Annotated in this window: 26 protein-coding genes and 1 tRNA gene; 11 read left to right on the top strand and 16 right to left on the bottom strand. The window is 68.1% G+C overall.

The genetic code is table 11. The annotated features are described in order from the left end of the window. Positions 1-3 precede the first annotated feature (3 nt). The 7 genes from pth to CCR98_RS03925 form a co-directional block, all read right to left on the bottom strand. Complete coding sequence (gene pth / locus CCR98_RS03955) at positions 4-582, bottom strand: aminoacyl-tRNA hydrolase (RefSeq protein ID WP_087921622.1); 579 nt, start codon at positions 580-582, stop codon at positions 4-6. 48 nt (positions 583-630) lie between these two features. Further along, a complete protein-coding gene (locus CCR98_RS03950; RefSeq protein ID WP_014036085.1) occupies positions 631-1,248 on the bottom strand; it encodes a 50S ribosomal protein L25/general stress protein Ctc in 618 nt (205 codons plus the stop codon). 110 nt (positions 1,249-1,358) lie between these two features. Next, entirely contained in the window at positions 1,359-2,318 is a 960-nt protein-coding gene (locus CCR98_RS03945; protein ID WP_005415400.1) for a ribose-phosphate diphosphokinase, read from the bottom strand. Positions 2,319-2,458: 140 nt separating this feature from the next. Beyond that, a tRNA-Gln gene (locus CCR98_RS03940) sits at positions 2,459-2,535 on the bottom strand. Between the two features lie 11 nt (positions 2,536-2,546). Then, positions 2,547-3,416, bottom strand: coding sequence for a 4-(cytidine 5'-diphospho)-2-C-methyl-D-erythritol kinase (gene ispE / locus CCR98_RS03935; RefSeq protein WP_087921621.1), 870 nt, complete (start codon positions 3,414-3,416; stop codon positions 2,547-2,549). Next, the gene (gene lolB / locus CCR98_RS03930) at positions 3,413-4,072 is read right to left on the bottom strand and encodes a lipoprotein insertase outer membrane protein LolB (RefSeq protein WP_087921620.1); all 660 of its coding nucleotides are present in this window, start codon (positions 4,070-4,072) and stop codon (positions 3,413-3,415) included. Before lolB ends, ispE begins: the two co-directional genes overlap by 4 nt. Continuing rightward, the gene (locus CCR98_RS03925) at positions 4,069-5,754 is read right to left on the bottom strand and encodes a tetratricopeptide repeat protein (protein ID WP_198361058.1); all 1,686 of its coding nucleotides are present in this window, start codon (positions 5,752-5,754) and stop codon (positions 4,069-4,071) included. Before CCR98_RS03925 ends, lolB begins: the two co-directional genes overlap by 4 nt. A gap of 63 nt (positions 5,755-5,817) precedes the next feature. Here CCR98_RS03925 and hemA point away from each other — a divergent pair, with 63 nt between their 5' ends. The 4 genes from hemA to ppk2 are packed head-to-tail and all read left to right on the top strand — an operon-like array spanning position 5,818 to position 10,702. Next, a complete protein-coding gene (gene hemA, locus CCR98_RS03920) occupies positions 5,818-7,101 on the top strand; it encodes a glutamyl-tRNA reductase (protein ID WP_087921618.1) in 1,284 nt (427 codons plus the stop codon). Further along, on the top strand, positions 7,079-8,161 hold the full coding sequence (gene prfA / locus CCR98_RS03915; protein ID WP_087921617.1) for a peptide chain release factor 1: 1,083 nt from the start codon (positions 7,079-7,081) through the stop codon (positions 8,159-8,161). The genes hemA and prfA overlap by 23 nt, the downstream gene beginning before the upstream one ends. Before the next feature lie 5 nt (positions 8,162-8,166). Then, complete coding sequence (locus tag CCR98_RS03910) at positions 8,167-9,873, top strand: tetratricopeptide repeat protein (protein ID WP_087921616.1); 1,707 nt, start codon at positions 8,167-8,169, stop codon at positions 9,871-9,873. A 46-nt stretch (positions 9,874-9,919) separates the two neighbouring features. Then, the gene (gene ppk2, locus CCR98_RS03905; RefSeq protein ID WP_087924139.1) at positions 9,920-10,702 is read left to right on the top strand and encodes a polyphosphate kinase 2; all 783 of its coding nucleotides are present in this window, start codon (positions 9,920-9,922) and stop codon (positions 10,700-10,702) included. A gap of 515 nt (positions 10,703-11,217) precedes the next feature. Here ppk2 and CCR98_RS03895 read toward each other — a convergent pair. Next, the gene (locus tag CCR98_RS03895; protein ID WP_087921614.1) at positions 11,218-11,793 is read right to left on the bottom strand and encodes a TlpA disulfide reductase family protein; all 576 of its coding nucleotides are present in this window, start codon (positions 11,791-11,793) and stop codon (positions 11,218-11,220) included. Then, the gene (locus tag CCR98_RS03890) at positions 11,790-13,064 is read right to left on the bottom strand and encodes a YihY family inner membrane protein (RefSeq protein WP_087921613.1); all 1,275 of its coding nucleotides are present in this window, start codon (positions 13,062-13,064) and stop codon (positions 11,790-11,792) included. The genes CCR98_RS03895 and CCR98_RS03890 overlap by 4 nt, the downstream gene beginning before the upstream one ends. A gap of 77 nt (positions 13,065-13,141) precedes the next feature. Between CCR98_RS03890 and wrbA the strand changes: the two genes are divergently transcribed. From wrbA to CCR98_RS03875, 3 genes are all read left to right on the top strand, one after another. After that, positions 13,142-13,735 (top strand): NAD(P)H:quinone oxidoreductase, encoded by a 594-nt coding sequence (gene wrbA, locus CCR98_RS03885; RefSeq protein ID WP_012510135.1) that lies wholly within the window; start codon positions 13,142-13,144, stop codon positions 13,733-13,735. Further along, positions 13,732-14,067 (top strand): DUF2069 domain-containing protein, encoded by a 336-nt coding sequence (locus tag CCR98_RS03880; RefSeq protein ID WP_087921612.1) that lies wholly within the window; start codon positions 13,732-13,734, stop codon positions 14,065-14,067. Before wrbA ends, CCR98_RS03880 begins: the two co-directional genes overlap by 4 nt. Before the next feature lie 79 nt (positions 14,068-14,146). Then, positions 14,147-14,632 (top strand): asparaginase domain-containing protein, encoded by a 486-nt coding sequence (locus tag CCR98_RS03875; protein WP_010481766.1) that lies wholly within the window; start codon positions 14,147-14,149, stop codon positions 14,630-14,632. A gap of 88 nt (positions 14,633-14,720) precedes the next feature. On the opposite strand, the gene CCR98_RS03870 is transcribed toward CCR98_RS03875, so the two are convergent. The 3 genes from CCR98_RS03870 to sufT all read right to left on the bottom strand — a co-directional run bounded on the left by CCR98_RS03870 (position 14,721) and on the right by sufT (position 18,612). After that, positions 14,721-16,460 (bottom strand): S8 family peptidase, encoded by a 1,740-nt coding sequence (locus CCR98_RS03870; protein ID WP_087921611.1) that lies wholly within the window; start codon positions 16,458-16,460, stop codon positions 14,721-14,723. Positions 16,461-16,906: 446 nt separating this feature from the next. After that, entirely contained in the window at positions 16,907-18,001 is a 1,095-nt protein-coding gene (locus tag CCR98_RS03865) for a branched-chain amino acid aminotransferase (RefSeq protein ID WP_087921610.1), read from the bottom strand. A 59-nt stretch (positions 18,002-18,060) separates the two neighbouring features. Beyond that, on the bottom strand, positions 18,061-18,612 hold the full coding sequence (gene sufT, locus CCR98_RS03860) for a putative Fe-S cluster assembly protein SufT (RefSeq protein WP_005415385.1): 552 nt from the start codon (positions 18,610-18,612) through the stop codon (positions 18,061-18,063). A gap of 122 nt (positions 18,613-18,734) precedes the next feature. On the opposite strand from sufT, the gene CCR98_RS03855 reads away from it, so the two are divergent. After that, on the top strand, positions 18,735-19,154 hold the full coding sequence (locus CCR98_RS03855; RefSeq protein ID WP_087921609.1) for a hypothetical protein: 420 nt from the start codon (positions 18,735-18,737) through the stop codon (positions 19,152-19,154). A gap of 91 nt (positions 19,155-19,245) precedes the next feature. Here the strand turns inward: CCR98_RS03855 and CCR98_RS03850 are convergent, their stop codons facing one another. Beyond that, on the bottom strand, positions 19,246-20,706 hold the full coding sequence (locus CCR98_RS03850; RefSeq protein WP_087921608.1) for an NAD(P)(+) transhydrogenase (Re/Si-specific) subunit beta: 1,461 nt from the start codon (positions 20,704-20,706) through the stop codon (positions 19,246-19,248). Continuing rightward, entirely contained in the window at positions 20,703-21,023 is a 321-nt protein-coding gene (locus CCR98_RS03845; protein WP_087921607.1) for an NAD(P) transhydrogenase subunit alpha, read from the bottom strand. The genes CCR98_RS03850 and CCR98_RS03845 overlap by 4 nt, the downstream gene beginning before the upstream one ends. Positions 21,024-21,121: 98 nt before the next feature. Here CCR98_RS03845 and CCR98_RS03840 point away from each other — a divergent pair, with 98 nt between their 5' ends. The 3 genes from CCR98_RS03840 to CCR98_RS03830 are packed head-to-tail and all read left to right on the top strand — an operon-like array spanning position 21,122 to position 22,494. Further along, positions 21,122-21,706, top strand: a complete 585-nt coding sequence (locus tag CCR98_RS03840) for an RNA polymerase sigma factor (protein ID WP_087921606.1) — start codon at positions 21,122-21,124, stop codon at positions 21,704-21,706. Continuing rightward, a complete protein-coding gene (locus CCR98_RS03835; RefSeq protein WP_014036067.1) occupies positions 21,703-22,029 on the top strand; it encodes a hypothetical protein in 327 nt (108 codons plus the stop codon). Before CCR98_RS03840 ends, CCR98_RS03835 begins: the two co-directional genes overlap by 4 nt. A gap of 3 nt (positions 22,030-22,032) precedes the next feature. After that, positions 22,033-22,494 carry a DUF3106 domain-containing protein gene (locus CCR98_RS03830; RefSeq protein ID WP_087921605.1) on the top strand — a complete coding sequence of 154 codons (462 nt, stop codon included), beginning with the start codon at positions 22,033-22,035 and terminating at the stop codon, positions 22,492-22,494. Positions 22,495-22,594: 100 nt separating this feature from the next. Here CCR98_RS03830 and CCR98_RS03825 read toward each other — a convergent pair whose 3' ends face one another. Both CCR98_RS03825 and CCR98_RS03820 read right to left on the bottom strand, forming a co-directional pair. Beyond that, positions 22,595-23,674: an NAD(P) transhydrogenase subunit alpha gene (locus CCR98_RS03825; RefSeq protein WP_087921604.1), complete on the bottom strand. Its 1,080-nt coding sequence runs from the start codon at positions 23,672-23,674 to the stop codon at positions 22,595-22,597. Between the two features lie 52 nt (positions 23,675-23,726). Next, positions 23,727-26,048, bottom strand: coding sequence for a DUF1631 domain-containing protein (locus CCR98_RS03820; RefSeq protein ID WP_087921603.1), 2,322 nt, complete (start codon positions 26,046-26,048; stop codon positions 23,727-23,729). Positions 26,049-26,055 lie beyond the last annotated feature (7 nt).

The following is a 26,055-nucleotide window of genomic DNA, read 5'->3' as shown; positions in this document are numbered from 1 at the left end:
CGGCTATTTCGGGGTATGCAGCCGCTTCATCGCTTCGCTGAAATCGCCCTGCACTGCCAGCGGCATCACATCGATCGCATCGTCGATGGCGCGCGCGATCAGCACGTCGTCGTCCTTCGACGGGCGACCAAGCACCCACCCCACCACGCGGTCCTTGTGGCCGGGATGGCCGATGCCCACACGCAGGCGATGGAACTTGCCGTGGCCGAGCAGGCGGATGGTGTCGCGCAGGCCGTTCTGGCCGCCGTGGCCACCGTCGAACTTCAACCGCGCCACGCCGGGCGCCAGGTCCAGTTCGTCGTGGGCCAGCAGGGTTTCTTCCGGCTCGATCTTCCAGAACCGCTGTGCGGCGGTGACCGACTTGCCGCTGAGGTTCATGAAGGTGGCGGGCTTGAGCAGCCACACCGCCTGCCCGGCGATCTCGACCTTGGCGGTCTCACCGAACAGCTTGCTGTCCACGTTCCATCGCGCACCGGCTTTTTCCGCCAGGGCCTCAACGAAATGAAACCCGGCATTGTGCCGGGTCCGGGCGTGTTCCGATCCGGGGTTGCCCAGACCGACGATCAGTCGCAGTCCTGCCATGGTTCCTTCCAATGCGGTGCCTGCCCGGAGGCAGGCACCGCAGCGGTATTACTCGGCGGCAGCCGCTTCTTCGTCAGCCGCGTCGGCCTTGCCGGCCTTGGCGGTGACGATGGCGTCGTCGTGGTCCTTGCCCAGCGCCAGGGCCGGGATTTCCACGCCCTTCGGCAGCTTGATGTTGGACAGGTACACCACGTCACCGGCCTTCAGCTCGCCCAGGTCGACTTCGATCGACTCCGGCAGGTCCTTCGGCAGGCAGGTGATGGTCACTTCCTTCAGTTCGTGGGTGACCACGACGTCGGCAGCCTTGCCGGCCGGCGAGGTGTCTTCGTTGATGAAGTGCAGCGGGACCGAAGCGGTCAGGGCTTCGTTCTCGTTCACGCGCTGGAAGTCCAGGTGCATGATCAGCTGCTTGTACGGGTGGCGCTGCATGTCACGCAGCAGGACCTTCTGCACCTGGCCGTCCAGGTTCAGGTCCAGGATCGAGGCATAGAACCACTCGTTCTGCTGGGCCAGCCAGATTTCGTTGTGGTCCAGGCTGATGGCGACCGGCTCGGCGTTGCCGCCGTACACGATGGCCGGGATCACACCAGCGTGACGCAGGCGGCGGCTCGCACCCTTACGCTGCAGTTCACGCTTGGTGACCTTGATTTCATGGGTCTTCGACATTTTCGACTACTCAGGTTGTTGCCTTGCCTTGCGGCGTGGCGGTTGAAGATGCTTCCGCGACCAGAAGCACCCGGGGTATGTCCCCGCCGTTGCCGGCAGGGACGAAAAACTCAGTCGACGTACAGCGAGCTGACTGACTCGCCGAAGGCGATGCGGCGCATCGTTTCGGCCAGCATTTCCGCCACGCTCAGCTGGCGGATCTTGCTGCACACCCGCGCTGCGTCCTTCAGCGGGATGGTGTCGGTCACCACCAGCTCGTCGAGCTGGGAATTGGTGATGTTGTCCACCGCCGGGCCCGACAGCACCGCGTGGGTGCAGTAGGCGGCGACCTTGAGCGCACCGCGCGCCTTCAGGGCAGCGGCAGCGGCGCACAGGGTGCCGGCGGTATCGACGATGTCATCGACCATCACGCAGGTCTTGCCTTCGACGTCACCGATGATGTTCATCACGGTGGAGACGTTGGCGCGCGGGCGGCGCTTGTCGATGATCGCCAGGTCGGCGTCATCCAGGCGCTTGGCCACCGCACGGGCGCGGACCACGCCGCCCACGTCCGGCGACACGACGATCAGGTTCTCGGTGCCGTAGGCGCGCCAGATGTCGGCCAGCAGCAGCGGGGACGCATACACGTTGTCCACCGGAATATCGAAGAAGCCCTGGATCTGGTCAGCGTGCAGGTCGACGGTCAGCACGCGATCAGCGCCAGCGGTGCTGAACATCTTCGCCGCCAGCTTGGCGGTGATCGGCACGCGCGAGGAACGCATGCGGCGGTCCTGGCGCGAGTAGCCGAAGTACGGCACCACGGCGGTCACGCTGGCCACCGATGCGCGCTTGAGCGCGTCGATCAGCACCAGCAGTTCCATCAGGTTTTCCGCGCTCGGCGCGCAGGTCGGCTGGATCACGAACACGTCCTGCTTGCGGACGTTCTCTTCGATTTCCACCTGCACTTCACCATCGGAGAAGTGCGAGACCAGCGCCTTGCCCGGGCGAACCCCCAGTTCCTTGCAGATGTTCTGCGCCAGACGTTTGTTGGCGTTGCCGGAAAAGACCAGCAGGTTCGGGGACTCTTGCATCATGATTGTCTCGGGCGGGGACGAGTGGCGGGGATCCGGAGTCGGCAAGGACCCTGATGGACCCTTGCTGCTGACAACACCGCGGTTGTTTCCACGTCCCGCGCAGGTGATGCGCTGGAAGGCGCGGACACAGCCGCTATTGGCAGGGGCGGTAGGATTCGAACCTACGAATGCCAGGATCAAAACCTGGTGCCTTGGGCCTCTTGGCGACGCCCCTGCATTGATAAATCAGTGTTGCTCGAGTGCATCCAGCAGTGGCGAACGCGCAACGCCCGCTGCCACCCTTGCCCGCAACTCCTTCGGCAACTTCGACCGTCCCTGCTCTGCAGCAGCCTGCGATGCGAACTCGACGAAACAACCACTTCCCGAACCGGTCAGCCGCGCCGCGCCGATGTCGCTCAACGCGGCAAGCGCTGCCTCGACGGCAGGCTCACGGCGGCGCAGCACCGGTTCGAACGCGTTCCCGACCAGGGTCCCGGAAGCGAAGTCCTCTATTTTCGCCACTGGGCTGTCGCGCGTCAAATCCGGGTCTGCAAACAGGACCGGCGTAGGAACATGAACGCCCGGTTCAACCACCACATACCAGGCTGGCGCCAGCGTGATCGGCTGCAGCCGCTCGCCCACCCCTTCGGCCCAGGCATTGCGGCCACGCACGAACACCGGCACGTCGGCGCCCAGGCGCAGGCCCAGCGCGGCCAGCGCGTCTTCGTCCAGGCCCGCCTGCCAGAGTCGGTTCAGCACCACCAGCACGGTGGCCGCATCGGACGAACCACCGCCGAAGCCACCACCGGCAGATACATGCTTTTCCACGATGATGTCCGCGCCTTGGGCGACATTCGCCACTTCCTTGAGCAGGCGCGCGGCACGCACCGCCAGGTCTTCAGCCTCGGCCACGCCGACCAGGCCCTCGCCCTGCCGACGCACCTGGCCGTCTTCACGCAGGCGCAGGCCGATGCGGTCCCCCCAGTCCAGCAGGCGGAACACGGTCTGCAGCTCGTGGTAGCCGTCGGCCCGGCGGCCGGTGATGTGCAGGAACAGGTTCAGCTTGGCCGGGGCCGGCCACCAGGACCAGCCCGCGTCGTCGACTGCCCCGCTCATGGCGTGCCCTGCCCCCACTGGTCCACCAGCAGGCGCACCTTGGCGTCACCGTTGCTGGCCTCGATCCGGCGCGGCAGCGCCGGCCGTCCGGCGTCGGCCGGGTACCAGTCCAGGTACTGCACCTGCCAGCCCATCTGCTGCATGCGGCGCGGCCGGCCTTCACCGTCGCGCTCGACCTTCTCCGGACCGGCAGCATCGCCGGCCACCAGGCCACGGATCCACTCCGGCAGCTGGTTGACCGGAATGTCCCAGCCGGTCGCCTCGAGCAGCAGCTGCTGGGCGTCCTCACCGTCACGGGTGCCACCGGCCAGCCCTTCCAGGCGACCGGCTTCGGAATGGGTATCGCCGGTCAGCTTCCAGCTCTGCCGGGTCACCGGCGCGCTCAGCTCGACCACATAACGGCGCCCGTCCTGCTTCCAGTCGATGCGACCGCTGCCACCGTCCTTGCCCTTGCTGACCGCGACCCGGCCCTGGAAGGCCCAGTCCGGCTGTGCCTGCAGGGCCGCCACGCGCGCCGCTTCGGCCTGCGCCGCTTCAGCTGAAACAATCTCGACCACCGTCGGCGCCGGGGTCTTCTGCGTGCCGACGCTGGTACAGGCGCTCACCGCCAGGGTCGCGGCCGCCAACAGCAGCGGCCGGATCAGGGAACCACTCATGGATTGAATTTCTCGCGGGCGCGCAGCAGCGCGCGGTTTTCAGGGTCGAGCTTGGCCGCTTCGTCGAAGAAGTGGCGGGCCTCGTCATGCTTGCCCAGCACCCACAGCACCTCGCCGACGTGGGCGGCGATCTCCGGGTCCTTGGCCAGGGTCCAGGCCCGGCGCAGCTGCACCAGCGCTTCTTCCTTGCGGCCCAGGCGATACAGCACCCAGCCATAGCTGTCGACGATGGCGGCGTTGTCCGGCTCGGCCACGCGGGCACGGTCGATCAGCTCCAGCGCTTCCTGCAGGCGGCCGGTGCGATCGGCCAGGGTGTAGCCCAGCGCGTTCAGCGCCGGCACGTTTTCCGGGTCGGTCACCAGGATCTTGCGCAGGTCGGCCTCGGCGCGCGGGATGTCGTCGCGGCGCTCCCAGGTAAGCGCACGGGCGTACAGCAGGCCGTTGTCGTCCGGGTAGGCGGCCAGGCCGCGGGCCAATGCATCCAGTTCGCCGGCACTGTCGTCGCCGCGCTGGCGCAGCTCGGCTTCCAGCAGATAGGCGTCGCGGCGTACATCGTCATCGACCACCGCATCGGACTGGATCGCATGCACTTCGTCCAGCGCCAGCGGCAGGCGCCCGGCCAGGGCCTGGGCGTTGGCCGCGCGCAGGCGCGCTTCGCTCAGTTCATCGCCACCGGGCACGCTGTGGTACCACTGCACCGCCTCGGGATAGCGCTTCAGGTACTCGGCGATCTTGCCCAGCAACAGGCGCTGCGCCGGGTCCGGCTTGGCCGCCTGCCGCGACAGTTCGTTGTAGAGGTTGGACAGCGCCGCCTTGTCGCCCTGCTTGGCCAGCAGCGAAGCACGCATGCCCCAGGTCTGTACGTCCTGCGGGCCGAACGCCAGTACGCGCTCGGCCGCTGCTGGCTGCCCCAGGTTGTCGTAGGCGATGGCCACGGCATTGCGCAGTTCGGGGTCCTGCCGGGTCTTCGGCTCGACATCGTGCAGCAGCGACAATGCCTTGTCGGTCTCGCCCGCCTGTTGCAGCTGGCTGGCACGCAGCAGCGCTACCCGCGGCTCTTCCGGGAAGCGCTTGACCACTTCATCGATCATGCGCCGCGCCAGCTCGGGCTTGTCCATGCGCAGGGCCAGGCGACCGAACTCCTGCCAGGCCTCGATCTTGGGTGGAATGGCATTGGCATCGACCAGCTCGCCCAGCACCTGCGCCGGCACCGCCGGGTCGCGGCCACCGCCGATCAGTGCGGCCAGGGCGAACTTCCAGCCACGCTCATCGGGGTCGGCCAGCAGGGCCTGCAGTTCGGTGCGGGCGGCCTTCACATCGCCCTGGCGCATGGCCAGCGCACCGGCCGCGCTGCGCATGGTCAACGAGCGCGGGGCGCGCTGCTGCCACAGGGCCAGGCCCTTGGCGGCGCTGGCATCATCGTTGGCCAGCATGGAAATACGGGTCGCGCGCTCGGCCAGGCCGGCATCGCCATCGGTCTGCTGCGCGGCCTGCAGGTACCAGCGCGCGGCCTCAGCCAGCTTGCCGGCCTGCAGGGCGAATTCACCGGCCATCACCGGTTCCAGCGCCAGTTCCTCAGTGGCCGCGGCCCGCACGAGGGCCTTGGCCGGCACCGCTGCCAGGGCCTGGGCACAGGCCAGGGACAGCAGCAGAACACTGGGGATGCGAATCAATGCGGGCATCGTCGGCATCGGGGCCTTAAAATGTCGTCCAATGGCCAGCAGCTTATCGCAAGCAACTGAACAATGACCCTGTGGGTGCTCGGACTGAATCACCAGACCGCACCGGTGGAGCTGCGCGAGCGCGCGGCCTTCGCCGGTGAGGCGTTGCCGCGTGCGCTGGGCTCGCTGCGCGATACCCCGCAGATCGCCGAGGCGGTGCTGCTGTCCACCTGCAACCGCACCGAGCTGTACGCCGTGGCCGAGTCGGCACAGGCGCTGGACCAGTGGCTGCACAGCCAGGCAGGCGACCTGCAGGGCTACCTGTACCAGCACGCCGATGCCGAGGCCGTGCGCCACCTGTTCCGGGTCGCCACCGGGCTGGACTCGATGGTGCTGGGCGAACCGCAGATCCTCGGCCAGGTGAAGGATGCCTGGTCGACCGCGCGTGACCATGGCCTGCTCGGCCAGCGCCTGGACCGCCTGTTCCAGCAGACCTTCTCGGTGGCCAAGCGTGCGCGCACCGATACCCAGGTCGGCGCCAACCCGGTGTCGGTGGCCTCGGCGGCGGTGCGCCTGGCGCAGAACGCGTTCGCGCGACTGGACGACTCCACCGTGCTGCTGGTCGGTGCCGGCGAGACCATCGAACTGGCTGCACGTCACCTGAGTGAGGGCAAGGTGCGGCGACTGCTGATCGCCAACCGCACCCTCGCCCACGCCCAGGAGCTGGCCAGCCGTCATGGCGGCGTGGCCCTGCCACTGACCGAACTGGACCGCCACCTGGGCGAGGCCGACGTGGTGTTCTCGGCCACCGCCGCGCGCGAGCCAGTGATCCACCGCGAGATGGTGGCCAAGGCCCTGCGTGCGCGCCGGCACAAGCCGATGCTGCTGTTCGACCTGGCCGTGCCGCGCGACATCGAGGCCGAGGTCGGCACGCTCAACGACGCCTTCCTCTACACCGTCGATGACCTGGAACGCGCGGTGGAAGACAACCGCCGTGGCCGCCGCGAGGCTGCCGCCGAGGCCGAGGCGATCATCGACCTGCAGGTATCGCGCTTCGTCGAGACCCAGCAGGCCAGCGCCCACCAGGCACCGCTGCGGCAGCTGCGCGCGTTCGGCGAGGCCACCCGCGCCGAGTTGCTGGAGCGCGCGCGCCAGCAGCTGGCCAATGGCAAGCCGGCTGACGAAGTGCTGGAACTGCTGGCCCATGGCCTGACCAATCGATTGCTGCATCCGCCGACCGCCGCACTGCGCGCCGCCGCGCTGAGTGGCGATGCCGATCTGACCCGCGCCGCCGAGCGCCTGTTCCCGGCTGCGCCGGGTTACCGCCACCCACCCGTGAGACCCGATGACGCCGACCCTGCGCCGTAAGCTGGAAGCGCTGGCCGAGCGCCGCGAAGAACTGGAACGCCTGCTCGCCGAACCCGATGTGGTCGCCGACAACACCCGTTTCCGCGACCTTTCGCGCGAATTCGCCCAACTTGAACCGGTCGCTGCCGCACTCGCTGATGAAGCCCGTGCCAAGGCCGACCTGGCCGCCGCCGAAGGCATGCGCGCCGACCCCGACCTGCGCGAACTGGCCGACGAGGAAATCGCTGCTGCGCAGGCACGCCTGCAGGAACTGGAAGAAGAACTGGCCCTGCTGCTGGTACCGCGCGATCCGCGCGACGAAGGCAACCTGTTCCTGGAAGTGCGCGCGGGTACCGGCGGCGACGAGGCCGCGATCTTTGCCGGCGACCTGTTCCGCATGTACGCCCGCTATGCCGAGCGCCAGGGCTGGAAGGTCGAGATCGAATCGGACAACCCAGGTGAGCATGGCGGCTACAAGGAAGTGGTGGCGCGCGTGGTCGGCCGCGGTGCGTTCTCGCGCCTGAAGTTCGAATCGGGCACGCACCGCGTGCAGCGCGTGCCGGCCACCGAATCGCAGGGCCGCATCCACACCTCGGCGGCCACCGTGGCGATCATTCCCGAGGCCGACGAAGTCGATGACATCGTCATCAACCCGGCCGACCTGAAGGTGGATACGTTCCGCTCGTCCGGCGCCGGTGGCCAGCACGTCAACAAGACCGAGTCGGCGATCCGCATCACCCACGTGCCGACCGGCGTGGTGGTGGAGTGCCAGACCGAGCGCAGCCAGCACGCCAACCGTGACAAGGCGATGAAGCGCCTGAAGGCGCAGTTGCTCGATGCCGAGCGCCAGCGCCAGGACGCGGCGCAGGCCGAATCGCGGCGCCTGCAGGTCGGCAGCGGCGACCGCAGCCAGCGCATCCGCACCTACAACTTCCCGCAGGGCCGGATCACCGACCACCGCGTGGAAGGCCTGACCCTGTACGACCTGCCCAACATCCTGGCCGGCGACCTCGACCCGCTGCTGCAGCGGCTCAGCCACGAACACCAGGTCGACGCCCTGGCCCAGCTTTCGGCGGGCTGAGCACGATGTCGGCCTGGCAGCAGCGGCAGCACCTGCAGCAGGCGATCGCACGCCAGCCCGGCGATTTCGTCGCCTGGGTGATGCTGGCCGACCTGGAACTGGAAGCCGGCGACATCGCTGCCGGCGAGCAGGCCGCACGACGTGCGCTGCAGCTGCGCCCGAACCACCCGGAAGCACTGGCACGGCTGGGTCGCGTGGCCTGGATGGCCGGCGCGCATGCCGACGCGGCCAGGCTGCTCGGCCAGGCCTCGGCGCTGGCCCCGCAGCACCCGGGCATCGCGCTGTGGCTGGGCCATGCGCTGGAAGATGCCGACGATGCCGAAGGCGCTGCGGCGGCCTATCGCCGCGCGCATGCGCTGATGCCGGACGAACCCTACATCGCCGCGCAGCGCCTGGCCTGGCAGCGTCGCCTGTGCGACTGGCAGGACGTGGACGCACTGGCCACGCAGGTACGTGCCGCGCTCGCTTCCGGCCAGGGCGCGGTGGAGCCGTTCGCCTTCCTCAGCGAAGACGCCAGCGCTGCCGAGCAGCTGGCCTGCGCACGTGCGCGCGCCGCGCTGATCACCGCCTCGGTACGGCCCTTGCCGGCAATGAAGATACGCGCACGCGGCCCGTTGCGCGTCGGCTTCCTCTCCAATGGCTTCGGTGCCCATCCGACCGGGTTGCTGACCGTGGCCCTGTTCGAACACCTGCGTCATGACCCTGCGCTGCAGCTGCACCTGTTTGCACTGAACCGCGCCGATGGCAGCCGCATCCGCGAACGCCTGCAGGCCGCGACCCGCCTGCATGACGTGGCCGCACTGCGGCATGCCGACATCGCGGCCCGTATCCGCGCGCAGGGCATCGACCTGCTGTTCGACCTGCGCGGCTGGGGCGGCGGCGGCACGCCCGAAGTGCTGGCAATGCGCCCAGCCCCGCTGCAGCTGAACTGGCTGGCCTACCCCGGCACATCAGGCGCGCGTTGGATGGATGCCGTGGTCGCCGACGAATTCGTGCTGCCGGCATCGCTGGAATCGCACTTCAGCGAACGCGTCCTGCGCGTCCCACGTGCCTTCCAGCCCTCGGACAACACCCGCGTACTGGAGCCGGCACCCTCCCGCGCCGAGTGCGGGCTGCCCGAACACGGCGTGGTGTTCTGCTGCTTCAACAACAGCTACAAGCTCAACCCGCGCAGCATGGGCCGCGCCTTCGCCGTGCTGCAGGCCGTGCCCGGCAGCGTGCTGTGGCTGCTGTCCGGCCCCGGCCAGGCCGACGCCCGCCTGCGCACCGCCGCGCAGACTGCCGGCCTGGACCCGGCACGCCTGGTGTTCATGGCCAAGCTGCCGCATCCGCAGTACCTGGCCCGGTATCGGCTGGCCGACCTGTTCCTCGACACCCATCCCTACAACGCGCACACCACCGCCTCCGATGCGCTGTGGGCCGGCTGCCCGGTACTGACCTGCCCGGGCGACACCTTCGCCGCGCGCGTGGCCGGCAGCCTCAATCACCATCTGGGGCTGGCATGGATGAATGTCGCCGACGACGCGGCGTTCATCGCCACCGCCAGCGCGCTGGGCAACGACCCTGCGGCACTGACCGCGCTGCGCGCCGAGCTGGCGCAGGCGCGCGACCACAGCGGACTGTTCGACATGGCTGGCTTCGCCCGCGATCTGTCGGCGCTGCTGCAGCGGCTGGCAGGTGAACACGGCTGGCAGGGTGTCGACACCCCCTGAGCGATCCCTGCGTTACGCTCCGGCTTCCTCCCCGCGTGGTGTGATGATGGCCAAGCTCAAGCGCAAGGACTACGACGAACTACTGCTGCCGCTGCAGCTGGAACTGACCGCGATGGCGCGCTGGGTGCAGCACAGCGGGCAACGCCTGCTGGTACTGTTCGAAGGACGGGATACGGCAGGCAAAGGCGGCGCGATCCAGGCCATCAGCCAGCATCTCAACCCACGCCAATGCAGGGTGGTCGCACTGCCCAAGCCGACCGACCGCGAAGCCACGCAGTGGTATTTCCAGCGTTACGCCTCGCATCTTCCCGCCGCCGGCGAAATCGTGCTGATGGACCGCAGCTGGTACAACCGCGCCGGCGTCGAGCGGGTGATGGGCTACTGCAGCGAGACCGAGTACCAGCAGTTCCTGCGCCAGGCGCCGGTGTTCGAACAGCTGCTGGTGGATGACGGCATCCTGCTGTTCAAGTACTGGCTGTGCGTGGACCAGGAGCAGCAGGAGAAGCGCTTCGCCGAGCGTCATCTCGATCCGCTGAAGGGCTGGAAGCTGTCCCCGGTCGACCTGAAATCCCGCAGCAAGTACAGCGCTTATACCGAAGCCCGCGAGGCGATGCTGCGCGCGACGCATCGCGAGGCGGCGCCGTGGACGCTGGTGGATTTCAACGATCAGCGGCTGGGGCGACTGACCCTGGTGCGCAACCTGCTGGACCGGTTGCCGGACACGCGGGTGGATGCGCCGTTGCCGGAGCTGCCGAAGCTGAAGGGCAAGCTGCATCGCGAGCACTACGATGTACTGAAGCCGATCGAGGCGTTCCCGGTCGAGGAGTAGGGTTGTTCGGCAGGGTTGCACCCTGCACCTGCCGAAGCCAGAGCAACAGCAACAGCGGGTATTCCGTGGGGTGGTGGGGCGGTGCCGGAGTGCGGGGACGCCGCAAGTACGTCCTTGTAGGCTTGGCAGCCGCATCCATGCGGATGACACCCCGCACTCCGGCACCGCCCCACCTCTGACAGATTTCTGCGGCTGATGGAGGGTGTCGACCTTGGTCGACACAGTAGATCCACGCCATGCGTGGATGCTTTTCGATTCCAGTTCGAAATATTCGATTCCGATGGAGATTCATCCACGCATGGCGTGGATCTACTGCAGATCGCGGAGATCTGTCGAAGGCGGGGTGGGTCCGGTTGCGGGGGTGTCCGCGGCATGGATGCCGCGGCCAAGCCCCCAGGGACGGGTTTACGGCGTCCCCCGCAACCGGACCCACCCCTCCATCCCACAGAATGCACGCTTTTGACGTTGACGTTGATCCGGCAGGTGCAGGGCCGCAGGCCCTGCCGACCAACCTACTACTTGGCAGCCGCGATCTGCTTTTCGATGTCGGCGGCGGTCACCGGGCCAAGGAAGGTGTGGGCCAGCTTGCCCTGCGGATCCAGCAGGTGCGTCAACGGCAGGCCTCGCGGCGTGGCGAAGTCCGCGGGCGGATCGAACGGGTCCACGATCACGATCGGATAGGTCACCGGATGCTTGGTCAGGAACGACTGCATTTCCGGCACTTCGATGTCCTCGTAGGCCAGGCCGACCACCTCGATGTTGCTGCGCATCGCATGCAGCGCCGACAGCTCCGGCATTTCCTTGCGGCACGGGGCACACCAGGTCGCCCAGAAATTCACGATCACCCACTTGCCACGATGCGCGGCCAGATCGTAGTCGCTGCCATCCACCGCCTTCATCTTCAACGTCGGGAACTCGGCGGTGGTGCGCTCGGCCGGGGTTTCCTCGACCGGCGCCGGAGTGGTCGGCGTCGGCGCCTGTGCCGGCGGCTGGCTGCTCGCCGGGGCAGGCTCCTGGGTCGGCTTGCAGGCCGCCAGGGCCAGCAGCAGGGTCAACGGGAGCAGCAGCGGCAACGGGGTCTTGCGGGTCATGGCATGTCTCCGGAATCGGTGTAGATATCACTGACCTTGCGCTTCAGGCGTTCGCGCAGGGGCAGTCGCAGATCGTCCAGCGCCGCCAATGCGGCACGGCCCAGGCTGTCGTCGCGGTACGGCAGGTGCTGCTCGGCCACCGGGATGCGCAGCTGGGTGCATTCGTACAGATCGGCCAGGCTGACCTGGTCCAGGTCGCGCGCGAGCAGCCACTCGCCGCGTTCATCGCGGCGCAGCAGGCCGATCTCCTGCAGGTTGCAGGCCAGATCCTGCAGCAGCGAGTCGGTCAACAGCGGTTCCAGGCGCAGGATTTCATCGTCGGCCAGGCCCTTGCCCTTGGCACGGGCATGGTGGAAACGACCGAGCAGGCGCAGCAGGCCGTAGAACTCATATCCCTGCGGCAGGCGCAGTTCAACCGGCTGGTAGCGGAAGGCGGCCATCGACGAGGCCAGCGACGCGCCCAGCAGCACCGCCACCCAGCACAGGTAGATCCACAGCAGCAGGATCGGCACGAAGGCCACCGTGCCATACAGCTTCTGGTAGGACTGGAAGCTGCCAAGATAGGCGCCGATGCCCCACTTCACCAGTTCCAGGATGACCGCCGCCAGGATCGCACCAGGCACGGCGTGCCGCCATTTCACCGTGTGGTGCGGCACCACCCGGAACATCAGCGTGATGCAGACGAACTCGATCAGGATCGGCGCCAGGCGCAGTGCAAACTCGGCCAGCCAACGGCCCTCCTGGGTACCGAACAACGGCATCGCGAACACCCTCGCCGATACCGCCAGCGATGCGGCGGCGAGCATGGCGCCCAGGGTCAGTACGGTCCAGTAGACCAGGAAGCGGGTCAGCTTGGGCCGGGTCGAGCCGACCCGCCAGATCTGGTTGAAGGTCTCTTCCACGCTGTTGAGCGTGATCAGCAGTGAGGCCACCAGTGCGATGAAGCCAGCCGCCGTCAGCTGGCCAGCACTGGCCGAGAACTGCCGCAGGTAGCCCTCGGCCGCACGCGCCGCAGAGGGCACGAAGTTGGAAAACACGTAATCGCTGAGCTGATCGCTCCAGCGGTCGAAGACAGGGAAGGCCGACAGCACACCGAATACCACGATGGCCAGCGGCACCAGCGCGAACACCGTGGTGTACGCCAGCGCCGCCGCTGCCTGGAACAGGCGGTCGTCGAGGAAGCGATGCCACAGGAAGCGGCCGAAACTGATGGCCCGTGCGCGATCCCGCGCGCGCTCCATCCACAGGTTGAGCGTATCCAAAGGTTCCATCGGCGAAAGGGTACCCGATGCGGAATGCTCGCAGGATAGCCATACTGGTAGCCACACGACGAGGAGAAGCGGGCACGATGGGCGAGATTCTGGTGCTGTACTACAGCCGGGGCGGTTCGGTGGCACGGCTGGCGCGCCAGATCGCGCGGGGCATCGGCGAAGTGCCGGGCATGACCGCGCGCCTGCGCACGGTGCCGCCGGTGGCTGCCGTGACCCAGACCGCGCAGCCGCCGGTACCCGACGATGGCGCCCCCTATGTGAGCGTGCAGGACCTGGTCGAATGCCAGGGCCTGCTGCTCGGCAGCCCCACCCGCTTCGGCAACATGGCCGCGCCGGTCAAGCACTTCCTGGACGGGTTGGGCGCCGAATGGGTCAATGGCACCCTGTCCGGCAAGCCGGCCGGCGTATTCACTTCCACCGCCTCGATGCATGGCGGCCAGGAGTCGACCCTGCTGTCGATGCAGGTGCCGCTGCTGCACCACGGCTGCGTGATCGTCGGCATCCCGTTCACCGAACCGGCGCTGAGCCACACCACCAGTGGCGGCACGCCGTATGGCGCCAGCCACGTGGCCGGCGCCGCCGACGACCCGCAGCCGACCGACGACGAAGCGGTGCTGGCGCGCGCACTGGGGCGCCGGGTGGCCGACATCGCGCAGCGGTTGGCCCGATGAACCGCGTGCCTCGCACGGTCCTGCTGCTGGCCCTGATGGGGCTGGCCGCGCTGTTCGCAGGCTGGTTCATCAATGACAAGCATTGGCTGGCGACCCAGCTGGTGTTCACCGCACCACCGCTTGCACTGGCCATCGCCGTGCGCCTGGGCTGGCGCAAGGCCGGATTCTGGGCCTCGGTGCTGGCGCTGGGCTGGTTCAGCCACGGCGTGATGAGCGCCTGGAGCCACCCGGAAACGCGCTGGCTGGCGCTGATCGAGATCGCGCTGGCGCTGCTGGTGATCTTCAGCGCCAGCCTGCCCGGCCTGCGCGCCCGCTTCGGCAAGCGACGCTGACGCTGCGGCCGCAGGGCCGTATCATCTGCATTCCTGGCCCCGCGCCGCAGTACCTGTCCTGGTTTCGCGCATGCACATGATGGAAGAGCTCCTGGTCGTCACCACCGGTGGCACGATCGACAAGATCTATTTCGACGACAAGTCGGACTACCAGATCGGCGATCCGCAGATCGGCATGATCCTGCGCGAGCTGGGCGTGACGTTCCGCTTCAACGTGATTCCGATCCTGCGCAAGGATTCGCTGCACATCAACGATGAGGACCGCGAACTGATCCGCGCCACCATCGCCGCGCAGCCGACCCGGCACGTGCTGGTGACCCACGGCACCGATTCGATGGTGCAGACCGGCAAGGTGCTGGCGACGATCCCGGACAAGACCATCGTGATGACCGGCGCACTGAGCCCGGCACGCTTCCGCGGCTCGGATGCCGAGTTCAACATCGGCTGTGCGATCGGTGCGGTGCAGTCGCTGCCGAGCGGCGTGTACATCGCGATGAACGGGCGGATCTTCGACCCGCAGCACGTGCGCAAGAACGTGGCGGCGAACCGCTTCGAGTCCGTCTGAGGAACAGCGTGCCGACCAAGGTCGGCACCCACCCAGACAAAAACGCCCCGGCCGAAGCCAGGGCGTGCCCTTGGAGAGGGTCTTGGGCTCAGTACTGGGCGTTGAGGGTCAGGCCCGAGAAAGTGCTGTACGCCTTCACCCGCACATACCAGGTGCCGGCGGCAGGGCTGTTGATGGTGCAGGTCTCGCTGTTGCCGCTCAGGTACGGACGGCAGGTGTAGGTGGTATCGGTCGGGGCACTGCCCTGGCGCACGTACAGGTCGGCATCTCCGCTGCCGCCACTGATCGCCACGCGCAGCTGGGTGCTGCCGGCCGGAACCGCGACGGTGTAGTTCAGCTCGGCACCGGTCGCGGCGCCCAGGCCGGTCACCGGCACGTTGTTCTGCAGCACGTTGCCGCCCGGGTTCGGGCCACCGCCATTGATCGCTGCAGCCACGGCCGCGTTGGCGTCGACGATGCCGGCGCCGCAGCCACCCGAGCAGGCGCCCGGCAGCGGCCGTGCGGTGCTCTTGATGATGCTTTCGACCTGCGCCGGACTCAGCGGGCTCGGCGCCACCGATTGCATCAGTGCAACCACGCCGGCCACATGCGGTGCCGCCATCGAGGTGCCGTTGTAGGACGCATAGGTGGCGCTGCCCGGCGTGGTGGTGCCGGTGTTGAGGGTGGACAGGATGCTCTGGCCCGGACCGGAAATGTCGATGCCGGAACCATAGTTGGAGAAGCTGGCACGCGCACCGGCCGAGGTCGTGGCTGCCACCGCGATCACGTTCGGGCAGTTGGCCGGCACCGACGAGGACACGTTGGTGTTGCTGTTGCCGGCGGCGACCACCACGGTGGTACCACGGCCGACCGCGCCGTTGATCGCGTTCTGGTAGGTGGTCGAGCAGGAGCCGCCGCCGCCCAGCGACATGTTGATGACTTCGGCCGGGTTGGCATTGGCCGGCACGCCACTGACGGTGCCGCCGGAGGCCCACACGATCGCGTCGGCGATGTCGGAGGTGTAACCGCCACACTTGCCCAGCACACGCACCGGGACGACCTTGGCGTTGAACGCCGTGCCTGCCACGCCGGTGCTGTTGTTGGTCACTGCCGCCACCGTGCCGGCGACGTGGGTGCCGTGCCAGCTGGAGTTGGAGGCCGGGATGCCCGAGCCGCACTCGTTGGCGCCGTACCAGTCGCCTTCGTCGTTCGGGTTGCTGTCGCGGCCACCGCCATCGCGCGCCATCGCAGCGTCGCTGATGAAGTCATAGCCGGGAAGGATGTTGGCGTTGAGATCGGGGTGGTTGGTGATGCCGGTATCGATCACGGCCACCACCACGCCAGTGCCGGTGGCCTTGTCCCAGGCCGGCCGCACGTTGATCGAGGCGTTGGAGGTACCGAAGCCCCACTGTTCGCTGAAGCGGGTGTCGTTCGGGGTCAGCGTCGCACGCATGATCTGATCGACCTCAACGTATTCCACGTTCGGGTCGGCAGCGAGCTTGCGCATCAGCAGCTCGGATTCGGCCTGGTCGAGCGGGCGGTCGGTCCTGACCACGGTCGGGCCGATGGCCAGCTTGCGGACCTCCTGCAGGCCCAGTGCACGGCCCTGGCTGCTGGCCAGGCCGGCGGCGGCACTCTTCAGCGAAGAGGCCAATGCGGTGGTGTTGGCCACCGGCGCGCTGCCGTCGCGGTACTTCACGATGAAGCGCTGGTGCGTCGGCGCGGACTGCAGGCCGCTGAGCTGGACGTCACCGGCCAGCGCAGGCGTGGCCAGCAGCAGCGATGACAGAACGGACGCACCAAGGACCACCCACACTCGACGCACACGCGGTTGCGTTACCTGGGACATCGTATTTCCCTTTCTAGTGGTGTGAATGCCGGAATCGGCAGAAGCACCGGCCCGAACCATGGGCTGGCTTGCGTTGGCGAGGTTCGAAGACCGGTGAGTCAGCGGATCCCCCTATCGATCCGCCGTGCAGATGACGCTAATGACCAAAACCGGACACCACAAGATTTTCAGCGTCTTTTCAGCAAGATGAAATGTTCGTTCTGAGACTTCTCGGGTCGAGGGTTTGTGAAGGTGAAGGAACTTTCTCGCGGCCTGCACGCACCTGACTGGGTCATCACGTGTCCTGCAATGACTTTGCCGACATCGGCGTCCGTCGCGGCGGGGTCGGATCCCTTTTCCTCCAGAAGGATCTGACCCGGGCCTGAAACGCAGAAAGCCCGTCACGGGGACGGGCTTTCCAGAAAGCAGCCGAGCGTGGGCTCGGCCCTACAGTGCGGCGTGTGCGATCAGCCCAGCTTGACCAGCCAGTTGTGGCGGTCCGGCAGGCGGCCGTACTGGATGTCGGTCAGTTCCTTGCGCAGCGACATGGTCACTTCGCCGGCCGGCGCGTTGATGTCGCCCACCGAGAAGCCCTCGCCCTTCAGCTGGCCGATCGGGGTGACCACTGCCGCGGTGCCACAGGCAAACACTTCGCTGATCGCACCGGAGGCCACGCCATCCTTCCACTCGTCGATGCTGACCTTGCGCTCTTCGACCTTCATGCCACGGTCGCGCGCCAGCTGCAGGATGCTCTCGCGGGTGATGCCCTCGAGGATGCTGCCGGACAGTTCCGGGGTGACCAGCGTGCCATCCTTGTAGACCAGGAACACGTTCATGCCACCCAGTTCTTCCAGGTACTTGCCTTCGACCGGGTCGAGGAACAGCACCTGCGAGCAGCCCTGTGCCTGCGCCTTCTGCTGCGGCAGCAGCGAGGCAGCGTAGTTGCCGCCGCACTTGGCGGCGCCGGTGCCGCCCTTGGCCGCACGCGCGTACTCCGTCGACAGCCAGATCGACACCGGAGCGACGCCCTTGGCGAAGTACGGACCGGCCGGGCTGGCGATGACGTAATAGCCGGCCTTGTGCGCGCCGCGCACGCCGAGGAAGGCTTCGTCGCCGATCATGAACGGACGGAAGTACAGGCTCGACTCATCGGCCGACGGCACCCACTGACTGTCGACCGCGATCAGCTGCTTCAGCGATTCGACGAAGATCTCCACCGGCAGTTCCGGCAGCGCCAGGCGCTGCGCCGAACGCTGCAGGCGACGGCCGTTGGCGTCGGGGCGGAAGGTCCAGATCGAACCGTCGGCATGGCGGTAGGCCTTGATGCCTTCGAAGATTTCCTGGCCGTAGTGCAGGACTGCCGCAGCCGGGTCCAGCTGCAGCGGGCCGTAGGCACGCACGTTGGCGTTGTGCCAGCCGGCATCCTTGTCCCAGCGCACTTCCACCATGTGATCGGTGAAGTGCAGGCCGAAGCCCGGCTTCTCCAGGATCTTGGCGCGCTCTTCAGCGCTGCGCGGGTGGTCCGAACGGGTGACGGCGAAGCTGGGAATGGACTGGGACACCGGAGGATTCCTGTTCTGGTTGCGGGTAGTGCCGGGCCCGCGTCACTGCGGGCCCTGGGTCAAAGCATGCCGGTCTCGAGCCGCGCCGCTTCGGACATCATGTGCTGGTTCCACGGCGGGTCGAACACCAGGTCGACGTCGGCCTCGGCCACCGTCGGGATCATTTCGAGCTTGCTGCGCACGTCGTCGACCAGGATCTCGCCCATGCCGCAGCCCGGAGCGGTCAGGGTCATCTTCACGTCGATCTCGCGCTTGCCTTCGTCCAGGTGCTTGATCTCGACCTCGTAGACCAGGCCCAGTTCGACGATGTTCACCGGAATTTCCGGATCGAAGCAGGTGCGCAGCTGCTGCCACACCAACTGTTCCACCTGCTCATCGGTGGCGTCGGCCGGCAGCTCCAGCGGTGCCGGTGCCTCCTTGCCGATGGCGTCGCCGTCCTTGCCGGCGATGCGGAACAGGTTGCCCTCGACGAACACCGAATAACTGCCGCCCAGCGCCTGGGTGATGTACCCATAGCTGCCGGCAGGCAGGGTCACGGTATCGCCCTGCGGGACCATCACGGCCTCGCAATCGCGTTCGAAGTGGACAGGTTCGCTGCTACGGGAATACATGGGGACCGATATGGGGCCGTGGCCGGGGCCACGCAAGACGGCATTCTAGCCCAGCCGCCCCGGCACCGCCGGTGCACTGCGGCAAACCACAGTATCCTGTGGGTGATCTTCAGGGAGCTTCGATGTCCTCCATTGCCACGCGTGCCAGGACCGTCACCTGGCTCTGGCCCCTCATGCTGTTGCTGGGTCTGCTTGTTGCTCCCCTCGCCTGGATGGTCCTGGCGCTGATGACCGGCCGACAGGTCGGCTGGATGGCGGTAGTGTCCGCCCTGGAACTGGTGTTCATGCTGCGCCTGGGCACACTGGGCCCGGGCCGGTTGCGCATCGTCCTGGTCGTGCTGGGCACCCTGCTGGTGGCCGCCGTGGCCAACTGGGCCATCGCCAGCGCCTGGATGGGCGGCTCGATCGGCCTGGACCTGTGGGACGCCACCACGCGGATGGGCCCGCACCTGGCCTGGACCCTGATCACCCTGGCCAACGGCGCGGTGGAATGGCTGTGGCTGGCCGTGGCCGTGGCCGTAGGCGCCTGGCTGGCGCGCTGAGCGCGCAGATATTCGTGGATTCGGTAGTGCCGGCCGCTGGCCGGCAGAAGCGTGCGGACCAAGGTCCGCACCTACCGGGCGCAGCCGCCGCTCAATGCCCGCCGTCGAGCGCCTTCAGCTCGCTCACCAGCGATGCGGCCGCTTCGGCGCCGTCGCCATACAGCATGCGGGTGTTGTCGGCGTAGAACAGCGCATTCTCGATGCCCGCGAAGCCGGTGCCCTTGCCGCGCTTGATCACCACCACGTTGCGCGCATTGACCACATCCAGCACCGGCATCCCGTAGATCGGGCTGGCCGGGTCGGTACGCGCGACCGGATTGACCACGTCGTTGGCACCGATCACCAGCACCACGTCGGTGTTGGCGAACTCCGGGTTGATGTCGTCCATGTCCGCGATCAGGTCGTAGGGCACGCCCGCTTCGGCCAGCAGCACGTTCATGTGCCCCGGCATGCGCCCCGCCACCGGGTGGATCGCGAACTTCACCTTCACTCCGCGCTGGCCCAGCCGCTGCGCCAGTTCCCATATCTTGTGCTGCGCCTGCGCCACGGCCATGCCGTAGCCGGGCACGATCACCACGCGCTCGGCGAAGGCCATCATCGCGGCGACGTCAGCCGCTTCGATCGGCTTCTGCGAGCCGCTGATCGCCTGCGCTTCGCCACCAGCACCACCGCCGAAGTTGGAGAACAGCACGTTGCGGATCGGCCGGTTCATCGCCTTGGCCATCAGCCGGGTCAGCAGGATGCCGGCCGCGCCGACCATCATGCCGGCGATGATCAGCGCCTCATTGCCCAGCACGTAGCCCTCGAACGACACCGCCAGGCCGGTGAACGCGTTGTACAGCGAGATCACCACCGGCATGTCGGCGCCACCGATCGGCAACGTCATCAGCACGCCCAGTGCCAGCGCCAGCACGAAGAAGGCCACGATCGCCCAGGTATCGAGCGTGCTGGCCGCGATGATCGCCAGCACCACCACCGCCAGTGCCACCACCAGGTTCATCACCTGCTGGCCGGGCCAGGTCACACGCTTGTCCAGGCGTCCATCCAGCTTGGCCCAGGCGATCACCGAACCGGACAGCGACACCGCGCCGATCGCTGCGCCGACCACCGCCAGCAGCAGCACCGTGCCCGACGGCTGGCGCGCGGCCAGGTCGGCCAGCGCCTGCGCGCTCCAGTGGCTGGTATCACGGTTGGCCAGGAAGGCGTAGCGCAGCAGTTCCACCGCGCCGATCGCCGCCGCCGAGCCACCGCCCATGCCGTTGTACAGCGCCACCATCTGCGGCATGTCGGTGATGGCAACCTTGCCAGCCGACCACCAGGCCAGGCCCGCGCCCAGCAGCAGTGCCACCAGGATCAGCGGCACGTTGTGCAGTTCGGGCAGGAAGAAGGTCGCCGCGGTGGCCAGCAGCATGCCCAGCCCGGCCCAGCGGATGCCGCTGCGCGCGGTCAGTGGCGAGGCCATGCGCTGCAGGCCCAGCAGGAACAGCGTGGCGGCGACGAGGTAGCTGGCCTTGACCAGCCAGTCGAGCAGTTCGACGGTGCTGATGTTCAAGCCTGCGGCTCCTTCGGCTCGTCCTTGCCGGCCTTGCGCGCGCTCGGCTTGAACATTTCCAGCATGCGCGCGGTGACCACGTAGCCACCGGCGGCATTGCCGGCACCCAGCACCACGGCGAGGAAGCCCAGGGCCTTCTCCAACGGTGTCTGCGCGTGCCCCAGCACCACCATCGCGCCGATCAGCACGATGCCGTGGATGAAATTGGAGCCCGACATCAGCGGGGTATGCAGGATCACCGGCACCCGCGAAATGATCACGTGGCCGGCGATGGCGGCCAGCATGAAGATGTACAGCGCTACGAACCCGTCACTCACTGGCAACGCTCCCGCTCTGTCTTCGTCGGCCCATCATAACCATGGGCTGAACCTGGCGTGCACCCGGCGTCAACCGAAGCGGCGCTCACGCGTTGTCGATGGTGACCCCGAGCGAGGAACCGTACCCTGTGCTGGTGAGCAGCCCCGTCCCCCCGAGCGCCGAGACCGATGCCCTGCCGGCATCGCTGGAAGCGTTCCTGGCCAGTGTTGGCCCGCGTGCGTTCCGCTTCGCCGAGGCCGGCCTGCGCCAGCGCGAAGACGCCATGGACGCGGTGCAGGACGCGCTGCTGCGCATGCTGGACTACGCCGACAAGCCGGCAGCCGAATGGGCGCCGCTGTTCTGGAGCATCCTGCGCCGGCGCGTGATCGACGTGCAGCGCCGGCGCCGCTTCCGCCTGCCGTTCTGGCGCGACAACCAGGACGCGGAAGGCGGCGAGATCGATTGGGCCGATCCCGGCCCGGATCCGGTACAGGCGCATGAACAGCGCCAGCAGTACCAGCAGCTGGTGGACGCGTTGCGCCGCCTGCCCGCCCGCCAGCGCGAGGCCTTCACCCTGCGCGTGCTGCAGGACCTGGACGGGGCCACCACTGCCCGCGCCATGGGCTGCAGCGAAGGCGCGGTAAAAACCCATCTGGCACGCGCCCGGCAGGCGCTGCACGACTATCTGGAGACCCACCCGTGAACCGCTCCCTGCCTTCCGATGACACCCTGCGCAGCCTGCACGCGCAGTCGCTGCAGGCGCTGTCGCCGGCCACGCTGGCACGGCTGCGCCTGGCACGCCACGGCGCCACGGCCGCCCATCGCGGACGCTGGCGCTGGTGGCTGGCCAGCGCCTGTTCACTGGTCGTGGCACTGGGCATCGGCCTGCAGTTCACCGGCCATGGCACGCTTGCCGGACCGGCGCCGGCACCTGTGCTTGCTTCAGTGGAAGACAACGGCGCGCTCTACGACGAGAATCCCGATCTGTACCTGTGGCTGGGCGATACCGACCTGGCGATGGAGTAAATCATGTCCCGACTGCCAACCCTGCCACTGCTGTTGACCCTGGCACTGCTGCCGGCCGTTCCGGCGCTGGCGCAGAACACCACGCCTGCCCCTGCCGCACGCATCGCACCGGCCGCGCCGCTGCCTGCGTGGGAGCAACTGAGCGAATCCCAGCGCGAATCCCTGCTGGCGCCGCTGCGCGACCGCTGGAACAGCGCCGACGCCGGCCAGCGTCAGCGCATGCTGTCGCACGGCCAGCGCTGGCAATCGATGAGCCCGGAGGAGCGGGACAAGGCCCGCCGCGGCCTGCGCCGCTTCGAGCACATGAGCCCCGAACAGCGCGAGCAGGCGCGCGCCCTGTTCGGGCAGATGCGCAACATGCCGCCGGCACAGCGCGACGCGCTGCGCGAGCGCTGGTCGCAGATGACGCCGGAACAACGCAAGGACTGGGTGCGCGACAACCCGCCGCCGGCAAAGCCGCGGTAGCGCCGGCATCCGCATGGTGGGTGCGGACCTTGGTCCGCACACTGGGCCGTTCATCCACGCATGGCGTGGATCTACCGGGAAGGCAACCGGCGCTGCCGGCTCACGCCTGCCAGCGCGTCTTCGCCAGCAGTTCGTCGTCCCAGTCGAAACCGAGCTGCCCCTCGCGCACGAACAGCGCAACGAAGTTGAGCAGGTTGCGCGCATACATCTCACTGGCCTGGGTCGCGCCGCGACTGGCCAGGCCCAGCGGGCCATCGATGGTCACGCCCTGGTGTTCGATGCACTGCCCCGGCTGGGTCAGTGCGCAGTTGCCGCCACTTTCGGCCGCCAGATCGACGATCACGCTGCCGGTGGCCATGCCCTCCACCATTGCCGCGGTCACGATGGTCGGCGCCGGGCGGCCCGGCACCGCAGCCGTGCAGATCACCACGTCCACGCCGCGCAGGTGGTCGGCCAGCCGACGCTGCTGCTCGGCGCGCTCTTCGTCGGTCAGCGCCCGCGCATAGCCGCCCTCGCCCGCCGCGCTCACCCCGAGGTCGAGGAAGCGCGCGCCCAGTGACTGGATCTGCTCGCGGGTTTCCGGGCGCACGTCGAAACCTTCCACCTGTGCACCGAGACGACGCGCGGTGGCGATGGCCTGCAGGCCCGCTACGCCGGCGCCGATCACCAGCACCTTGGCCGGCCGCACGGTGCCAGCGGCGGTGGTCAGCATCGGGAAGAAGCGCGGCGCGCGTTCGGCGGCGATCAGCGCGGCCTTGTAGCCGGCCATGCCGGCCTGCGAACTGAGTACATCCATCGCCTGCGCACGGGTGGTGCGCGGCAGCTGCTGCAGCGGGAACAGCTGCAGGCGATCATCCGTCGCCAGCGCGGCCAGCGCCGGATCGGTGGCCGGTGCCAGCAGGCCGACCACGCTGGCACCGGGCTTGAGCTGCTCCAGCACCGTCGCAGCGGGCGCCTGCACGCACAGCAGGATATCGATCTCGGCCCAGCGGCCCGCGTCGAAGGCACGTGCGCCGGCATCGTCATAGGCGGCATCGGTGAAGCCGGCGGCAAGGCCGGCGCCGGCCTCGTACCAGACCGTAATGCCGAGGGCACCGAGCTTGCGCGCGGTTTCCGGCGTCAACGCCACGCGCCGTTCACCCGGCGCGGTCTCCTTGATCCCCAGCAACGCCACGGCCATGCAGGTCCCCGCTGATCGGTGAGTTTTCCCGATCCTAGCAGGCGGCCAGCACTCAGTGCAGGGTGGCGCTGCCCGGGTCGAGGCGATCGATCACGCCCTGCATGGCGCTGTCGAAGGCGCCATCGTCAACGTGGGCACGCAGGCGACCCAGCCGCACCATCACCGCCAGCTCTTCCGGCGAGGCCACGCAGAAGCGCACGCCGCGACGGTTGACGAACAGCAGGCGCGAGGAAATCGGGCTGACCCAGGACAGCTTGCCCGCCTGTACCTTGCCGTCCTTGTCGACGAAGTCCAGCCAGTTGCCGATTTCCATGCGTCGGAAGCGGTCGGCATCGGCGTTGTCGAAATCGTCGGCGTCGATCTGGCCACCCAGTTCCACCGCTGGCGATTCAGCCACCGGCGGCGCCGGCAGCGCGACCTGCGGCAACTCGGGCAGCGCGCGCTGCAGTTCCGGCCGCGACTCGGCGATGCCCTGCAACGTGTCATGCAGGGCGTCGATCGCCCCGGTAGCCGCATCGCCGTGCACGCCGACGCTGGCAAACACCTTGGCCAGCACCGGCTGCCAGGCCTGCAGCCACGGCTTGCCGACGATCTGGCGACGGGCCTCGGCCACTTCCTCCAGCAGGCCATCGCCAAGGCTCAATGCCTCGGCCACCGACGCGCCCTCTTCGCCCTCGCGCAGCAGCGCCAGGGTCAGGTGGTGCTGCCAGGGCTGGCGCAGGAACTCGGCAATGGCAGGCGGCAGGGTGGCATCGCCGATGCGGCGGTCCAGTTCCGTACTGGCCCGGCTGCGGGCCATTTCCAGCTTTTCCTGCCCGCGCTGCGTTTCCGCGGCACGTCGCTCGGCGATTTCCACCCGGCGGCGATGCTGCACCAGGAACTCGCGGAATTCTTCTTCCAGGGTCAGGAAGATCGCCAGGTTCTCATTGAACTCGGCCACCAGGCGCTCGATGATCTCCTCGACCTTGGCCATCAGCATGCGCTCGGCCTGGCTCTCGCCGGTGTTGCCCTCGCAGGCCTCGGCCAGCGAGTTGAGCAGCTTGCGCGCCGGATGGGTCTTCTGCACGAACATGCGGCGGTCGAGCATGGCCACCTTGACGAAAGGCACCACCAGGCGGCCGATCAGTTCGCGCGAGCGGCCTTCCAGTTCACGTTCATCCAGCATCACGTCGAACAGCATGCCGACCAGGTCGATCGCATCCTCGTCCTGCGGATCCAGGCGGGTCTGGCCAGGATCCACGCCAAGCTGGGTGGCGCTGGACAGCACTTCGCTCTTCAGCCGCTGCGCCAGCGATTCGCCGTCCTCGCCGATGGCGGCACGCAGCGTCGCACTGGGCGTGGCCTGCAGCAGCGACAGCACCGACATCATTTCGCGCTGGCTGAGCGGACGCTGCTGGCCGATCGCCACCTGCGCGGCCGACGTTGCGTCCTCACGCACGTGACGGGTCTGCTGCAGCAGTTCGTGCAACGCTTCCAGCAGCATGCCCTGCTGGCCCGCGTAGGCCTCGCCGGCGCCACCTTCCTCGCCACCCAGGTGCTGCTGCATGTGGCCGCGGCGCTCGGACCAGCGCGCGGCAAAGCGCTGCGCCCAGGCCGGTGCGGCCTGCTCGTCATCGCTGAATCCGGAATCAAGGCCTGCGCCCTGGCGCTGTTCGACCAGATCATCCAGCACCCCGGCCATGCGCGGGTCCGGCGCCGCCGACAGCGGGCGCTGCGGCGCCCCCATCTGCGACATCACCCCGGCCGCGGCCAACTGCTCGTCCAGCTTCTCGTAGATGCGGCCGACCGGTGCGCGCAGGTCGCGCTCGCACAGCTTGATCAGCACCAGATGTACTTCCGGGGCCAGTTCGCAGCCGGCAAAGGCCTCGTGAATGGCCACGCCCAGATGTTCGGGGCTGATCGGATTGTGGTCGGCGTCCAGTTCCGCGCCGCCGATCAGCCGGCCCAGGCGACGGTCCAGCCGCGCCAGCACCGGCTTGAAGTCGCGCAGCAGCACGGTGGCGAAATTGCGCACCGCCAACCGCGATTCCAGTACGTGTTCGGCCAGCAGGCTCAGGCCATCCTCGGCCGGCCCGGACAGCGTTGCCTCGGCCGACAGCGGCTCACCGGCCGCCAACGCGGCCCAGGCCTGCTGCAGGTGGCCGGCAAAAGCCGCAGCGATGTCCTCACGGCGGCGGCGCAGTTCGCGCATCGCGTCCAGGAACAGCAGCTGCGACGAGCCGGCATTGCCGGCGCGGTCGAACAGGGCATCGTCGAAACGCGCCAGTGCGGCCCCGAAGGCCTGGCACAGCGCCGGCAGGACCATGTCCCGGGCAAGCTGGAGCTGGGCCGGGTCACGACCCGGCGATCCCATCGGTGTGGGCACGCTCATCATTCGGGAA

Source organism: Stenotrophomonas sp. WZN-1 (genome assembly GCF_002192255.1).
Lineage (GTDB): Bacteria > Pseudomonadota > Gammaproteobacteria > Xanthomonadales > Xanthomonadaceae > Stenotrophomonas.
The sequence above is the reverse complement of the archived record's forward strand: the minus strand, read 5'-3'. Positions and strand labels throughout refer to the sequence as shown.

Excerpts from the sequence above, each read along its gene's own strand:
- CCR98_RS03825 (WP_087921604.1), bottom strand. The coding sequence starts at position 23,674 with ATGGCCGTGGCGTTGCTGGGGATCAAGGAGACCGCGCCGGGTGAACGG.
- CCR98_RS03855 (WP_087921609.1), top strand. The coding sequence starts at position 18,735 with ATGTCCTCCATTGCCACGCGTGCCAGGACCGTCACCTGGCTCTGGCCC.
- wrbA (WP_012510135.1), top strand. The coding sequence starts at position 13,142 with ATGGGCGAGATTCTGGTGCTGTACTACAGCCGGGGCGGTTCGGTGGCA.
- CCR98_RS03880 (WP_087921612.1), top strand. The coding sequence starts at position 13,732 with ATGAACCGCGTGCCTCGCACGGTCCTGCTGCTGGCCCTGATGGGGCTG.
- CCR98_RS03925 (WP_198361058.1), bottom strand. The coding sequence starts at position 5,754 with ATGCCCGCATTGATTCGCATCCCCAGTGTTCTGCTGCTGTCCCTGGCC.
- CCR98_RS03895 (WP_087921614.1), bottom strand. The coding sequence starts at position 11,793 with ATGACCCGCAAGACCCCGTTGCCGCTGCTGCTCCCGTTGACCCTGCTG.
- prfA (WP_087921617.1), top strand. The coding sequence starts at position 7,079 with ATGACGCCGACCCTGCGCCGTAAGCTGGAAGCGCTGGCCGAGCGCCGC.
- CCR98_RS03870 (WP_087921611.1), bottom strand. The coding sequence starts at position 16,460 with ATGTCCCAGGTAACGCAACCGCGTGTGCGTCGAGTGTGGGTGGTCCTT.
- lolB (WP_087921620.1), bottom strand. The coding sequence starts at position 4,072 with ATGAGTGGTTCCCTGATCCGGCCGCTGCTGTTGGCGGCCGCGACCCTG.
- CCR98_RS03890 (WP_087921613.1), bottom strand. The coding sequence starts at position 13,064 with ATGGAACCTTTGGATACGCTCAACCTGTGGATGGAGCGCGCGCGGGAT.
- pth (WP_087921622.1), bottom strand. The coding sequence starts at position 582 with ATGGCAGGACTGCGACTGATCGTCGGTCTGGGCAACCCCGGATCGGAA.
- sufT (WP_005415385.1), bottom strand. The coding sequence starts at position 18,612 with ATGTATTCCCGTAGCAGCGAACCTGTCCACTTCGAACGCGATTGCGAG.
- ispE (WP_087921621.1), bottom strand. The coding sequence starts at position 3,416 with ATGAGCGGGGCAGTCGACGACGCGGGCTGGTCCTGGTGGCCGGCCCCG.
- CCR98_RS03840 (WP_087921606.1), top strand. The coding sequence starts at position 21,122 with ATGGTGACCCCGAGCGAGGAACCGTACCCTGTGCTGGTGAGCAGCCCC.
- CCR98_RS03945 (WP_005415400.1), bottom strand. The coding sequence starts at position 2,318 with ATGCAAGAGTCCCCGAACCTGCTGGTCTTTTCCGGCAACGCCAACAAA.
- CCR98_RS03875 (WP_010481766.1), top strand. The coding sequence starts at position 14,147 with ATGGAAGAGCTCCTGGTCGTCACCACCGGTGGCACGATCGACAAGATC.
- CCR98_RS03820 (WP_087921603.1), bottom strand. The coding sequence starts at position 26,048 with ATGATGAGCGTGCCCACACCGATGGGATCGCCGGGTCGTGACCCGGCC.
- hemA (WP_087921618.1), top strand. The coding sequence starts at position 5,818 with ATGACCCTGTGGGTGCTCGGACTGAATCACCAGACCGCACCGGTGGAG.
- ppk2 (WP_087924139.1), top strand. The coding sequence starts at position 9,920 with ATGGCCAAGCTCAAGCGCAAGGACTACGACGAACTACTGCTGCCGCTG.
- CCR98_RS03950 (WP_014036085.1), bottom strand. The coding sequence starts at position 1,248 with ATGTCGAAGACCCATGAAATCAAGGTCACCAAGCGTGAACTGCAGCGT.
- CCR98_RS03830 (WP_087921605.1), top strand. The coding sequence starts at position 22,033 with ATGTCCCGACTGCCAACCCTGCCACTGCTGTTGACCCTGGCACTGCTG.
- CCR98_RS03910 (WP_087921616.1), top strand. The coding sequence starts at position 8,167 with ATGTCGGCCTGGCAGCAGCGGCAGCACCTGCAGCAGGCGATCGCACGC.